Origin of the sequence: Rahnella sp. CG8, from assembly GCF_023701875.1 — a bacterium.
GTDB classification, from domain to species: domain Bacteria; phylum Pseudomonadota; class Gammaproteobacteria; order Enterobacterales; family Enterobacteriaceae; genus Rahnella; species Rahnella aceris.
The window spans coordinates 55,408-69,668 of the sequence record NZ_JABAED010000020.1; the positions used below are offsets into that span (position 1 = coordinate 55,408).

A 14,261-nucleotide genomic window follows, 5' to 3' on the forward strand; every position below is an offset into this window, starting at 1 on the left:
AAAGCGCAGGAAAGCCGGATAATCTGCCACATGTCCGTGATACGGACACCTTTTCTAATGCAACTGGAATTGCTGCTTCAGCCGCGAAGGTTCGACGTCGCTTTCAGGCAAGGTGGCGCAGGCGGCAGAGAGGGCATTGCTGCGAAAAGGGATCACCTGAATCCGGTCATCGAGCGACACAATTTGATAGAACTGCGGCAGGTTGAAGTTAATAAAGCTTGAGCCGTAGGTAAACCGGTCATGGGAAGATGAGTAGAACCGGCTGACATCGCGCACCAGATCCTCTTTGCTGCCTTCGCAGTGGTGATAGACCTCAACACGGTTGGATTCATCAAGAATGTAGATATTAAAGCCGATGTCATCCGAACTGTCTTCGAAGAAGAACTGAATGATCCCTTCGCTGGCGTAGCCGTCAATCACAGCGGGGAGATGCGCCTGATCGGTCTGCAATTTCACCGACAAACCGTGCAGTTTGTTGTTGGAAATCGCGCCATAGAATTCGATCGCATTCTCCAGCTTTTGCACAGAAACGCTGAGACGTTCAAAGAACAGTCCCCAGGTTTGCCCGGCAACACGCACGGCTTTGAAGCGCCCGGGTTCGAGTCGTTTGCTCGACAGGCGAAGCTCAATACATTCCGACACCAGTTGCTGAATCCGCGTACGGATAAGGCCACGTAAATGCTGACTGTAGCAGAACACTTCTACCGATTCCGGCGGTGCAGCATCCTGATGCATTTTGCCCAGGATAGTTTTCAGCGCTTCAAGCACCGCCTGTTCACCGCTGAAATGCAGCGTACGCACTTCATTCCATGAGTTGCGATAGAGCAGGTCAATACTGCCGACCATGCATTGCTGATTCTGCCCGAAACTGAAAACATCCAGCTTACGGAAATCAAAATGCACCACCTGATTGCGGAAAGCTGCGGTCGGATCGTGTTCCAGATTAACGATAATCGCTAAGTGACGAATTTCGCACGGGCTGTACAACGCTTTTGGCGTCGGTGCCGCCAGGCGCAGCGGGAAGTTGTGCGAAACATCCGCCACCAGTTCGCGCAGTTTGGCGATATCACACAAGCTGCCGCTTTTAATATGCAGGCGTGTCGTGGACGTCAGTAGTCCGTTGAAATAGGCCCACGCCACCAGTTTATTCAGATAGCGGTTATATTCCAGCGGCTGGTGGCTGACGATAGATTCCATCGACGGCGACTGATTATACAGATACCAGCCGGTGCGGTTCGCACGGCCAATCGGCACATGAATAAAGGTTAAATCGCTTTCTGACAGATCAGGTGAAATCTGCGGATTCACCAGCGTGACTTTACCCGGCAGCGCTTCAAACGCGGCGTACAACTTACGGGTCAGCACGCCGATATCCTGCGGGCTGGCACTGACGCTTAAATTGTTGCGACGGGCAAAGCGGATCAGGTTGCGATAGCTTTGCATCATGGCATCGAGCAGTTCGTTATGCGCTTCGCGCACACGCTCGATTTTCCAGTTCGCCCGGTTATCCAGCATAGCCAGACGTTCTTCATCCCATCCCCATTCAGCCACCAGTTGACTGAGAATTTCACGACGCCAGCCAACCGATGCCCGTGCACGGGAGAGTTTTTCGCAGACTTTTAAATAGAAACAACGGCGGACTAAATCAAGGCGGGTGAAATCTTCAATCTGGGTGAGATAACGGGTCACACGGTCGAGCATCATACAATAGGAATCAAGCCCGAAGCAGACGATCTCACCCTGATGCAGGCGTTGTTTAATATCCATCGCCAGCAATTGCGTTTTAGGGTATTCCCAGGAGTATGTTTCCAGCAGCAACGTTTTGAGCACCGCTTTATAAGGAGAATCGATACTTTTATACAACTGCCACAAACTCGCGCCGAAATACTCCTCCGCTGACAGCGTACTGAGGCCACCGAGATCGAGCCATTCGTTTGGCGTCAGTGCGCCCTGCGCATACAGCGAAAGCACATATTCGTCGTAATGCGCTTCTTCTTCACCCGGCACCATATTCCATAGAATACGCTTACCGGCCAGACGGACGGCGGTACGGTAGAACTCGTCGAGCAATAAGATGTGCTGTGTTGAACCACAGTCTTCACCACCCAGGCTGCCACTTTCATTGTGGCGGAAGCGGTTTTCGTCGATCAGGAAGAAGCTGACTTCTACGCCCAGCGAGGCCGCCCATTTTTCTAACAGGCTGCATTTTTGCTGTAAGCGGTTACGCTCTTCGTTATCGAGCCAGGACTGATGGCAGACCCAGATATCCAGATCAGAGCTTTGACTCTGGCCAATGGAAGAGGTGCTGCCCATGGAATACACGCCAGTGATAGGCAATTCACCTTTCACAAGAGGTTCGAGCGCGCTGCCCCATTTATCTTCAAGGTCAGTCAGGTAGGTTTGCTGGGATTCATCAGGCGTGAAAACACAGATACCATGCGGAACCTTACCTTCAAGGTATCCCGGCATCAGAGGGTGATGTTGATGTAAAAAGACAGGAAGCAGCTGGTAGACCTGTTGAAACGCAGGACCCATTGCTGCCAGTGCGCGATCTACTCGTAACTGATTGATCGCATCCAATCTTTGCTTCAATGTCTCGATGTAGAGGTACAAGACGTTTCGCCTGATTATGTGTCTGGAAAGAACCCCGTTCCAAATCCGTCATTTATCGTGATGCTTATGCTTTGAACAACCGCGATTGTGCAAATAGTTGACGAATAATTGCTGGAAACGTGATCAATTTAACACCTTGCTGTTTGACCGTAAAGAAAGTAACGCACCACAATTACTCTTCCGCTTCTCTGGATTTTACCGTCTGTTCCGAAACGGAACAAATCTCTTCAACACCCGTTAACCTTCTTTTACGAATGGCTTCTTACGCTGACAGCTTTCTATTGTCAGTGGTAGGATGGGCACAGAGACAGTTAAACGGTATCAAACATGTTAGACAAAATCATTCGAATTGCCACCCGCCAGAGCCCGCTGGCTTTGTGGCAGGCACAATATGTTCAAAGCCGGCTGATGGCCTGTCATCCCGGTTTGCAGGTGGAACTGGTTCCAATGGTGACCAAAGGCGATATCATTTTAGATACCCCGCTGGCCAAAGTGGGTGGCAAAGGTTTGTTCGTCAAAGAGCTTGAACTGGCGATGCTCGATGGCCGTGCGGATATCGCCGTGCATTCCATGAAAGACGTGCCGGTAGAGTTCCCGGAAGGTCTGGGACTGGTCACTATTTGTGAACGCGAAGACCCGCGTGATGCTTTCGTCTCCAATCAGTACGCCAGTCTGGCGGATTTGCCACAAGGCAGTATTGTCGGAACATCGAGCCTGCGCCGTCAGTGTCAGTTGCGTCAGAAACGTCCTGATCTGGTGATTCGTGATCTGCGCGGCAATGTGGGCACCCGCTTATCCAAACTCGATAACGGTGAATACGATGCCATTATTCTGGCTGTCGCTGGCCTGAAACGTCTGGGTCTGGAAAACCGCATCACTTACGCACTGACACCGGAAGAGTGTCTGCCCGCTGTAGGACAAGGTGCCGTCGGTATCGAATGCCGCCTTGACGATCAAACTACCCGCGACTTGCTGGCACCACTGGCGCACCGTGAAACCACGTTACGTGTGCAAGCTGAACGGGCAATGAATATGCGTCTTGAAGGGGGATGTCAGGTGCCAATCGGCAGCTATGCCGAGCTGGAAGGTGACGAGCTCTGGCTTCGTGCGTTGGTCGGCGCACCGGATGGCAGCCAGATGGTGTGTGGAGAACGTCGCGGTCCGGCCGCTAACGCGCACCGCATGGGTGTCGACCTGGCAGAAGAGCTGCTCGCCAACGGCGCGCGCGAAATCCTGCATGAGGTCTATCAGGGGAACGTGCCTAAATGACCATTCTGGTCACCCGCCCCTCTCCGGCAGGAGAAGCACTGGTTAGCCGGCTGCGCGCTCTGGGGCGGGTTGCCTTCCATTCCCCGCTGATTGATTTTGCACCGGGGAACCAGCTCGCATCGCTTCCGAACCTGCTATCCTCATTAAATCAGCAAGATCTGGTGTTCGTGCTCTCGCAACATGCCGTCAGTTACGCTGACCGGGCTTTGCGCCAGTCCGCCACAAACTGGCCGGACACCGTGAATTATTTTGCCATTGGTCGCACCACTGGCCTGATTTTCCACCGGGTCAGCAGCCTGCCGGTTCTCTATCCTCAGGATGGCGAAACCAGCGAGACGTTATTGAATCTTCCGGCATTGCAACGCATACAGGGTAAAAAAGCGCTGATATTACGCGGTAATGGCGGACGGGAGCTGTTAGCCGAAACGCTGACAGAACGCGGTGTCGATGTCACCTACTGCGAATGTTATCAGCGCAGCCCGGTTTACTACGATGCCAGTGAACAGAGTGCACTCTGGCAACGGGCCGGAGTTGATACGCTGGTCGTGACCAGCGGAGAAATGCTGCAACAGTTGTACCAGTTAGTTCCTGATTACTATCGAAATTCATGGTTACTGCGCTGTAATCTGGTGGTGGTCAGTGAACGTTTGGCAGCCCTTGCACGCCAGCTTGGCTGGAGCGCAATTCGGGTTGCTGAGAATGCAGACAATGATGCGCTGATCCGCGCATTACAACTACCTGACTAAGGGATGTGCCAAAATGACGGAACAAAAAAATCCTTCCGCGCCGGATGAGAATGTTGTTGTCTCCCCAGCGGTTGAGAGCCCCCAGCCAGACGCTTCCGACCTGGACAAGACGCTGAAAACGTTGCAGAAAAAGCAACGCACCGCGCCGGTACTGGGTGCTATAGCAATTGTATTGGTGATCGCCCTTGGCGCCGGTCTCTATTATCACGGCCACCAGCAGTCGCTGGCGCAGGTTGCCTCAGATGAAGCGCTTTCTGAACAACTCGATGCGCTGCAAAAAACCCAGCAGCAGGACAAACAACAAATCGCTGATCTGCTCGCTCAGCAGCAAAAAACCCGGCAAGAGGCCGATCGTCAGCAGGCTTCGTTTGGTCGTCAGCTAAATGAGCTACAAGACAAAGTCGCCAGCATTTCCGGCAGCGATGCCAAAACCTGGTTACTGGCGCAGGCCGATTATCTGGTGAAACTCGCTGGCCGCAAATTGTGGAGCGATCAGGATGTCACCACCGCTGCCGCACTGCTGAAAAGCGCAGATGCCAGCCTGGCCGACATGAACGATCCGAGCCTGATTGACGTGCGCCGTGCGCTGAACGAAGACGTGGGCAGCCTTTCTGCCGTTGCGCAGGTCGATTTCGACGGCATCATTCTCAAGCTGAATCAGCTATCGAATCAGGTGGATAACCTGCGTCTGGCCGACAATGATACTGACGATTCCCCGATGGACAATGACAGTTCCAGCTTGTCCAGCTCTCTGACCGAATGGCGTCAGAACCTGACCAAAAGCTGGCACAACTTTATGGATGACTTCATCACCATTCGCCGCCGTGATAGCAGCGCAGAACCGCTCCTGGCACCGAATCAGGATGTGTACCTGCGCGAGAATATTCGCTCGCGTCTGCTGATTGCCGCACAAGCCGTTCCGCGTCATCAGGATGAAGTCTACAAACAGTCGCTGGAAAGCGTCTCAACCTGGGTTCGCGCCTACTTTGATACGTCCGATCCTTCGACCAAAGCGTTTCTTGAAGAACTGGACAATCTCAGCCAGCAATCTGTTTCGATGGACGTGCCGGAGGAGCTGAAAAGCCAGCCGATGCTGGAAAAACTGATGCAGACCCGCGTGCGTAACCTGCTTCAGCAGCCCGCCGCCGCCACGCAGGGGGAATAACACATGTTACGAGTTTTCGTGTTGTTCCTGATTGTGTTTGCCGGGATTATTGTCGGCCCGATTCTGGCCGGCCATCAGGGCTATGTCCTGATCCAAACCGACAATTACAATATTGAAACCAGCGTCACCGGTTTAGTCATCATGCTGATCGTGCTGATTGTGGTGCTGTTCTTGATTGAATGGATCCTGCGCCGCGTTCTGCGTACCGGTGCCCGTACCCGCGGCTGGTTTGCCGGGCGCAAAAGCTCTAAAGCGCGTAAGCAAACTCACGCAGCTATGCTCAAGCTGGCGGAAGGCGATCATCGTCAGATGGAGAAATTGCTGGCGCGCAATGCTGATCACGCCGAACAGCCGGTGGTGAACTATTTACTGGCAGCGGAAGCGGCGCAGCAGCGCGGCGACGATATCCGCACCAATCAGTATCTGGAGCGGGCGGCAGAAATCGCGGATATCGACCAGATGCCGGTCGATATCACCCGCGTACGTATCCAGCTGGCCAGAGGTGAAGTTCACGCAGCACGCCACGGCGTTGACCGTTTGCTGGGTCAGTCGCCACGTCATCCGGAAGTTTTACGTCTGGCAGAGCAGGCTTATCTTCTGACCGGCGCTTACGGTTCACTGCTGGAGATTTTACCGTCGATGGCGAAAGCCGATATTCATACCGACGATGAAATTCGTGTGCTTCAGGAGCAGGCTTATATCGGCATGATGAATCAGCTGATGGCTGAAGAAGGCAGCGAAGGCCTGAAGCGCTGGTGGAAAGATCAGAGCCGTAAAACCCGTCATGAAGTGGCCCTGCAGGTCGCAATGGCAACGCATCTGATTGAATGCAACGATCAGGATCTGGCACAGGAAGTGATCCTCGACGGGCTGAAACGCCAGTACGACGATCGGCTGGTCGCGCTGATGCCGAAGCTGCGTTCGGGTAATCCTGAGCAACTGGAAAAAACACTGCGTCAGTTGATCAAACAGAATGGCACAACGCCGCTGCTGAGCAGCACGCTAGGTCAGTTGCTGATGAAACACGGTGAATGGCAACAGGCGAGCGAAGCCTTCCGTGAGGCGCTGAAACAGCGTCCTGACGCGTATGATTACGCCTGGCTGGCTGATGCGCTGGACAAGCTGCATAAACCGGCAGAAGCAGCGGAGATGCGCCGTGAAGGGCTGATGCTAACCCTGAATAATTCGCAGCAACAGTAATAACCTTGCTGTCTGTAAAAGGCTCCTTCGGGAGCCTTTTTTATGTCGGTCGTAAATTTCAGACAAAAAAAACACTTGTCTGGAAGACAAGTGTCTAAAAACAATCAGGTCTAGGACAACAGATTTAGTGCCTCACTCAACGTTTTGCCTTCTGGATGATAGCGCTTGCGCGTTATCGGTCAGGATGACAATAGGCACTGTAAATTGGCTCTGCATCATTCCCAGGTTTATGAAGCCGGAGCAAACATAATAGGTGGAATGAGCATCTACGGCGAGAATATTGCAGGACGCGTGCCAATATGGCAAGAGTCCGTTTAAAATTTTTTATTTAACTGATAATTAACAGCTTTATTTTCACTAACCCTCAGCAGTCAATTTTTGGAAAGCCAGAGACTTCCCGTTAAACCGCCATTCTGTCGCCAGTGAGCGACGTGTGAATGTCAGCTTATGTGAAGCTTTATTTATCAATAAGATAAGTGTCTCCTGCAAGAGACAGGCATACAGCGGAATGTCGCAGATAAACAACAGGGTGAGTTGAGAAACTCCAGACGAAAAAAAACCTGCTTTAAAAAAGCAGGTTTCTTCGAATGTGGTCGGCGAGAGAGGATTCGAACCTCCGACCCACTGGTCCCAAACCAGTTGCGCTACCAAGCTGCGCTACTCGCCGATGTCGTGCATCTTACTACTTTCTGACGCTAACTGCATCATTTAAATGTATTTTGTGTGTGGTGCGAAGGGAGGGACTCGAACCCTCACATCCGAAGGACACTAACACCTGAAGCTAGCGCGTCTACCAATTCCGCCACCATCGCATGTCACAATCACAAAATCATTTTTAGAGTGGGGTGGCTAATGGGACTCGAACCCACGACAACTGGAATCACAATCCAGGGCTCTACCAACTGAGCTATAGCCACCATATCTCTAACTAACGTGAATTGTCTGACTTCAACATTCCACCGCAACTCTAGCGCATACTAAATGGTGCGCCCGACAGGATTCGAACCTGAGACCTCTGCCTCCGGAGGGCAGCGCTCTATCCAGCTGAGCTACGGGCGCTTAGCGCCGTTGCGGGTGGGGATACTACGGTTTTAACGCTTGGCTGTCTAGTGCTTTTTATCAGAAATATTGCGTTTGATTACGCTTTATCCAATACGCAGTAAAAGTAAGCATCTTGCCTTCCCCACCCGTGACTTACGACGTTATTTTGCTTTTTCTGCCGTCAGCGCAGCGCGCTTATGCATGCCGAGACCGAAGTATATCAGCGAGACTGCCGCGATAAAAATACCGCCGACCAGTAAAGAAACCCGCGTATCCGGATTAATCGCCATACCGACCAGCACACATGCCAGGAAAATCAGCGTCAGGTAGTTGGTATAAGGGAAGAGAACCGATTTAAACGGATGGTTTTTCAGTTTCTCTTTATGTGCATCACGGAAACGTAACTGGCTGATCAGCACCACAAACCACGGCACCATGCCCGGCAGTACGCTGGCGCTGTAGACATACACAAACACTTTCTCAGGATTCGGGATGATGTAGTTCAGGCACGAACCGACCAGCAGACACAAAATGGTGATGGCAATACCGTAAACCGGCACACCACTTTTCGAGACATTGCTCAGAAACGCAGGCAACTGCCGATTCTTAGACAGTGCATAAAGCATACGTCCGCAGCTGTACATACCGCTGTTACAGCCGGACAACGCCGCCGTCAGCACCACGAAGTTGATAATGCCAGCCGCCGAAGCAATGCCAATCTTCGCGAATGTCAGGACAAACGGGCTGCCGTGTGTGCCCATTTCGTTCCATGGGAAAATGGTGATGATGACGAAAATCGCACCGACGTAGAAAATCAGGATACGCCACAGGATATTGTTGATAGCGCGTTTGAGCGTAACCTGCGGATTCTTCGCTTCACCGGCGGTAATCCCCACCAGTTCCACGCCCTGATAGGACGCCACAACGATACACAACGCAAACAGGAAACCTTTCCAGCCGCCTGCGAAGAAACCACCGTGCGCGGTCAGATTGGCAAAACCGACAGCTTCGCCGTGATTGCCAAAGCCGAAGAAGATTACCGCCAGCCCCACCACGATCATCACAATGATGGTAGTGATTTTGATCAGCGCAAACCAGAACTCCATTTCGCCATACAGTTTAACGGCGGCAAGGTTCGCGGCGGCTACAATCGCCACAGCCATCAGCGCGGGGATCCACTGTGGTAAATCCGGGAACCAGTATTGGGCGTATACTCCGATAGCGGTGATTTCAGAAATCCCCACTGCTATCCACATAAACCAGTAACTCCATGCGGTCAGGTAGCCGTAATATGGCCCAAGATATTTATGGGCGTAGACGGCGAACGAACCGGCAACGGGCTCCAGGTGCAGCATCTCGCCCATCGAGCGCATGATAAAGAAGACGAACACGCCCGCCAGAATATAGGCCAGCAATACTGACGGCCCGGCCCATTTCAGGGTACTGGCCGCGCCCATAAATAATCCAACCCCGATGGTGCCGCCGAGCGCTATCAGCTCAATATGTCTCGCTTCAAGCCCCCGGTGTAGCCCACCCTTTTCCTCTTGATTCGCCATAGTTCCTCAGTTTCTCTTTAATTGTGTTTGCCTTCCGGAATGACCGAAATGTTATTTTTATTTGTGATGATGCCCATATAGGGCGGAAAAACGGCGCTATGGTTCCGCATTTCAGCATGAGTTGCAAATCACAATTGAGAAAGATCCGCACGGGTAGACATGTCAGGGTGAAAACGACAGTAAACGATGGAGTGAAATGAGAGGTAAAACGCCGCGCTGAAGATCAGCCACGGCGCAAGTATTACAGACGACCGGTGTAGTAATAACGGATAAATTTAAGCAGTTTGAGCTGACGACGTAAACGGCTCGGCTGTAAAATCAACCGGTAGAGCCATTCCAGCCCCAGATTTTGCCAGATTTTAGGCGCACGTTTAACATGTCCGGTAAAGACGTCATAGGTTCCGCCGATGCCCATATAAAGCGCATCAGGATGCACAAGGCGGCAATCGCGCATCAGGATTTCCTGTTTTGGTGAACCCATTGCCACGGTCACGATAGCCGCGCCGCTGCTTTTCACCCTTTCGAACAATGCCTCGCGCTGTTCCGGCACAAAATAACCATTCTGGCTACCGACAATATTGACGTTCCACTTGGCGCGCAGCTTTTCTTCTGTCTGCGCCAGTACTTCCGGCTTACCGCCTATCAGAAAGACCGGTGTTCCTTCACGGCCTGCTCGCTCCATCAGCCCTTCCCAGAGGTCAGCACCCGCGATACGCGAGACGTGTGACTGCGGGTATTTACGCCGTATAGCCCGCACAATGCTGATCCCGTCAGGGTACTTAAATTCCGCGTGCTCGATCAGCGTACGCATTTCAGGATTGCTTTCGACCGTCAGCACTTTCTCTGCATTTATCGCCACCAGCGAACCGTTTTTCACCTGATGACCGGCAAAAAGATAATCGAGAAAATGCGCCATATTGCGAAAGCCCCAAAGGCGGATCCCACGGATGTCGTATTGCGGGATTTTATTCTCCAAATTCATCCATCTTCCTTACTGCCAAAGGCTCCATGAGGTTTTTCCTGACCGGCATTTTGGCACGTATCAGCCCGGCAGCGTCAAACATCCAGTACAACAGTTTTGCGACAATCAGGCAGGCGCCGAATACGACACAGAAAAACACCACCCGCGAGAAAAAGGAATCCACGCCTTCGCGGGCAAGTACGATCATATTGAACACAGCACCAAAGCAAAAACTTTGCAAAATGGCGGCCTTATAAATGTTGGTGTCGGCTTTGCCTTTTTCATAAAGCCAGTCGAACCATTTAATGATCATGCCCACAGCCACTGCGCCAAGCGGGATAAACCAAACTCCGCCCATCACAACCAGTGAGCCAATTAGCGTCGGCGAAATGGCCAGACCGGAATGGTTGTCGAGCACATCCCAGGTGAAATAGTTGGCCGTGTTGAGCACTACGCCCGGACGGTCATGCCACAGCCAGCCGGGGATAAAGACGTAGAAATCACGGACAATAGGCGCCAGCCCCTGAAAACTGATTTTGTCGTAATTTTGCAGCAACAGCCCCAGATTTTCCCATGGCGAGAACGTATCACGCGTCAGATAAAGGAACGTGTAAATCGCCTCAGGGCCGCTGACATTCAATCCGTAGCGTTTAAGTGCCAGCCAGAACATACCAACGATACCCAGTACGCCTGCCGCCGCCAGCATCCACAAACTAATCCAGCCGCGTACAATGCCGATAAACAAAAACAGTGCGAACGCGATGATAATATTCGCGCGCGTCCCGCCGACGATGATGTACGTCAGCAGGCCAAATGCGACGGTACTCACCAGGAAAAACAGCCAGCGCTGCGGATTGGGTTTGAGGAAGAACACCACCAGCATCGCCGGCAGGAAGAAATAGAAGAAGCGTTTAAGCGCAACTCCGGACACATCACTGGAAAAAATCTGGCTGTACGACTTGAGCTTAAACAGCAAAAAGCCGTTATGCGCAAAGAAAATAGAAACCGTCACCACCGCAATCAGCGCCAGCAACATCCAGGTGAGATGGGTTTCGACACGGTTCATCGTAAACAGCGGGCGGGACGGGCCTTCATGTTTCGCCCTGAGCCGCGTTTTATAGCTGACATAATAAATACCGTAAAAACAGGTTGCGGCCAGCATCGCCTGTAACAGGTTTTCAACCGGTACGACGTTGACATCGAACTGGAAAACCAGCAGACAGGTCAGCGGAAAACCAAAATAAAATGTCAGCAGATACAACAGCGAAAACAGGACGTTGAAGTTAAAACGTACGCGGCGGAATTCTTTATAAGTCAGCGTCAGAATGAACAACAGCGAGAACGCATAAACGACAGACAGGCCGCCAAGCTGTGCCATTGTCATGATGTTTCTCCTGCCGCCAGCAGTAATGCCTGTTGCCAGCCCGCGATGTAATTCGGGTTGAAGAAGGCGATATTCTCCCGATCCGTGTTCAGCAACTGACGGCGCGCTTCGGCCACGGTTCTGGCATCCAGCGCATCACCATAAAACAGTACCGGCAGATTTTGCTCCGCCAAATCCTGCCAGAACGGGTTCTGACGGCTGACCACAAACGGCACGCCGAACTGAATCAGCAAACACTGCGTCCCGATACCCTGCTGGCGGTCGAAAATAAAATACCCCAGCGAGCAACGGCGCAGCACATCAAGATAATCAGCAAAAGGCATCGAGCCAGTCATCACTTCAATGTTTTCGGGCGCAAACAGTTTCAACGCTTCACTGTGCACCTGATCGATGTACGCATGATTATTGGCCGGATACCCCATCGGGATAATCACCCGGATATCCGCACCAAACTGCTGATGCAACGAACGCAGCGCTTCAATATGTCGGTTAGTGCGGTCACCGGAATTGCCGACCAGCACCGTCATCGGCCCTGTCGGTTCAGGCTGACCGGCTGGAAGCGTCAGTGACGGATCCATGCGCGTCGGAAAATACAGTAATGAGGACGGTACACGCGGATGTCGCTGATGGAAATAAATCAGATCGCCGCGGGTAGCGAAAACATGGCCGATACGTCCCTGTGCCAGACGACGCATCAGATAGAACAGACGGAATTTCAGACCCCCTGCCGATTCATAAAGATCGGCACCCCAGATGTGCCAGCTGGCCTGTTGCGACTTAATTTTGCCGGTCAGCAGCGCCAGCCAGAGCGTCGGGTTGAACTGACCATGGAAGAAGAAGTGATGTGTGCGATCCTGGGCGCGGGAAATAACCGCATCGGCCAGCGATTTTTTGTCCGGGTAAACACGAATATCCAGACGAGTGAATTCAGCAAATGCTGATGCATCCGCTGCCGCCACCATAAAATGATAAATCAGCTTTTCAGGCGCACATTCGGCCAGAACATCATTAAAAAAGCGCAGCACGGTGACATTATGGTGGGGAATGTCAGATCCCAAAACGTGAATCAGCGTTGTCATGCTCGTCTACGATAAATAACAAATACGGTACAGCACAGGGCGAAATAAACGACATACGTCGCCATATACGCTTGCGCGGCGCCAAGGGAACCCCGTATCGGGATCAACCAATGTGAAAAACCCGTCAGTAACGCAAACTGGCTGATTTCAGTCAGCACGTAAAAGCGCAGAGACGCTCTCGCAATCACCAGATAGCCAAAAACATACGAGCCGACTTTCAGTACGTCACCGACTAACTGCCAGGCAAACAAATCGCGCATTGCGATAAATTGTGTTGAAAACAGCAACCAGATGGCGAAGTCGCGCAGCAGCCAGACAGTAAAACTGACGGCCGCCACGGCGGGCAGAACAAATTTTAACGACTTAACGATTTCACGCGAGACATCGCGTTTATCAGTCATGCGCGATAACGTCGGCAATAAATACACGCTGAAAGAAGCGGTGATAAACTGCAAATAGGCATCAGAAATACTGCTGACGCCCTGCCAGATCCCCACATCCTTCCAGCTGTAATGCTCCGCCAGCAGATTTCGCATCATCACATACGCCACGGGCAACGTAACAGACGTGATCAGCGCCATCAGGGTAAATTTCCCCAAATGGCTGGCGATAAAGCGATCCCAGCCCGGTTTTAAGTAGGCCAGCGGAAAGGATTTTCGTCGCCACACCATGCCACCCGCAGGGAGTATTACCAGTGCAGGCACCAGCGCCAGCCCGGCCAGCGCGCCTTCATAGCCACCCAGTTTGAAACACAACAGATAGGCCAGTAAACCAATCAGACTGCCGCCAATCACGGCCAGCGCATTACCCATCGCATCACGATAACCTTTCAGGATGGCCTGAAAGTAGTTGGCGTAAGCAATGCCCATCTGGATAAAGGCCACGGCCCGGACAACGGCCTGATAGCGATCGTGCCCGAACAACCCGACACTGATGGGCCCGGCGGCCAGCAAAAAGATGGCGGCCAGCAGCGTCGAGAAACCCAAAATCAGCGAAGACGACGTGCCGAGTACGGCTTTAAGCCGCTCAGGATCCTGATGATATTCGGCAACGTATTTGGTAATACCATTGAAAATACCTGCACCGGACAGAACGCCAAGTACGGTTACGAGCTGGCGGAAATTGCCTGCCTGCCCCACGCCTTCAGGGCCGAAGGTTACGGCCAGCAATTTCACCACCAGCAACCCGGCACCAATTTTAATCAGCGTAGAACCGGCGGTCCAGACTGATGCTTTTGCCAGCGACAT

The 14,261-nt window shown here is 52.4% G+C and carries 10 protein-coding genes and 4 tRNA genes; 4 read left to right on the top strand and 10 right to left on the bottom strand.

The window, feature by feature from the left end:
* Window positions 1–54: 54 nt before the first annotated feature.
* Window positions 55–2,613: a class I adenylate cyclase gene (locus HGO41_RS18155; RefSeq protein WP_013577520.1), complete on the bottom strand. Its 2,559-nt coding sequence runs from the start codon at window positions 2,611–2,613 to the stop codon at window positions 55–57.
* Between the two features lie 327 nt (window positions 2,614–2,940).
* Between HGO41_RS18155 and hemC the strand changes: the two genes are divergently transcribed.
* The 4 genes from hemC to hemY are packed head-to-tail and all read left to right on the top strand — an operon-like array spanning window position 2,941 to window position 6,993.
* On the top strand, window positions 2,941–3,882 hold the full coding sequence (hemC, locus tag HGO41_RS18160) for a hydroxymethylbilane synthase (protein WP_119262183.1): 942 nt from the start codon (window positions 2,941–2,943) through the stop codon (window positions 3,880–3,882).
* The gene (gene hemD / locus HGO41_RS18165) at window positions 3,879–4,628 is read left to right on the top strand and encodes a uroporphyrinogen-III synthase (RefSeq protein WP_037035461.1); all 750 of its coding nucleotides are present in this window, start codon (window positions 3,879–3,881) and stop codon (window positions 4,626–4,628) included. Before hemC ends, hemD begins: the two co-directional genes overlap by 4 nt.
* 13 nt (window positions 4,629–4,641) lie before the next feature.
* Window positions 4,642–5,793, top strand: a complete 1,152-nt coding sequence (gene hemX, locus HGO41_RS18170) for a uroporphyrinogen-III C-methyltransferase (protein WP_013577523.1) — start codon at window positions 4,642–4,644, stop codon at window positions 5,791–5,793.
* Between the two features lie 3 nt (window positions 5,794–5,796).
* Complete coding sequence (gene hemY / locus HGO41_RS18175) at window positions 5,797–6,993, top strand: protoheme IX biogenesis protein HemY (RefSeq protein WP_013577524.1); 1,197 nt, start codon at window positions 5,797–5,799, stop codon at window positions 6,991–6,993.
* 590 nt (window positions 6,994–7,583) lie between these two features.
* Here hemY and HGO41_RS18180 read toward each other — a convergent pair.
* From HGO41_RS18180 to wzxE, 9 genes are all read right to left on the bottom strand, one after another.
* Window positions 7,584–7,660 (bottom strand) — tRNA-Pro (locus HGO41_RS18180).
* Between the two features lie 59 nt (window positions 7,661–7,719).
* Window positions 7,720–7,805, bottom strand: a tRNA-Leu gene (locus tag HGO41_RS18185).
* A gap of 29 nt (window positions 7,806–7,834) precedes the next feature.
* Window positions 7,835–7,910 (bottom strand) — tRNA-His (locus HGO41_RS18190).
* 65 nt (window positions 7,911–7,975) lie between these two features.
* Window positions 7,976–8,052 (bottom strand) — tRNA-Arg (locus tag HGO41_RS18195).
* 143 nt (window positions 8,053–8,195) lie between these two features.
* The gene (thrP, locus tag HGO41_RS18200; protein WP_013577525.1) at window positions 8,196–9,590 is read right to left on the bottom strand and encodes a bifunctional threonine/serine APC transporter ThrP; all 1,395 of its coding nucleotides are present in this window, start codon (window positions 9,588–9,590) and stop codon (window positions 8,196–8,198) included.
* Window positions 9,591–9,831: 241 nt separating this feature from the next.
* The gene (wecG, locus tag HGO41_RS18205) at window positions 9,832–10,572 is read right to left on the bottom strand and encodes a lipopolysaccharide N-acetylmannosaminouronosyltransferase (protein ID WP_013577526.1); all 741 of its coding nucleotides are present in this window, start codon (window positions 10,570–10,572) and stop codon (window positions 9,832–9,834) included.
* Window positions 10,556–11,935, bottom strand: coding sequence for an ECA oligosaccharide polymerase (gene wzyE, locus HGO41_RS18210; RefSeq protein WP_112198178.1), 1,380 nt, complete (start codon window positions 11,933–11,935; stop codon window positions 10,556–10,558). Before wzyE ends, wecG begins: the two co-directional genes overlap by 17 nt.
* Window positions 11,932–13,014, bottom strand: coding sequence for a TDP-N-acetylfucosamine:lipid II N-acetylfucosaminyltransferase (locus HGO41_RS18215; RefSeq protein ID WP_112198179.1), 1,083 nt, complete (start codon window positions 13,012–13,014; stop codon window positions 11,932–11,934). Before HGO41_RS18215 ends, wzyE begins: the two co-directional genes overlap by 4 nt.
* Window positions 13,011–14,261, bottom strand: a complete 1,251-nt coding sequence (wzxE, locus tag HGO41_RS18220) for a lipid III flippase WzxE (RefSeq protein WP_112152378.1) — start codon at window positions 14,259–14,261, stop codon at window positions 13,011–13,013. Before wzxE ends, HGO41_RS18215 begins: the two co-directional genes overlap by 4 nt.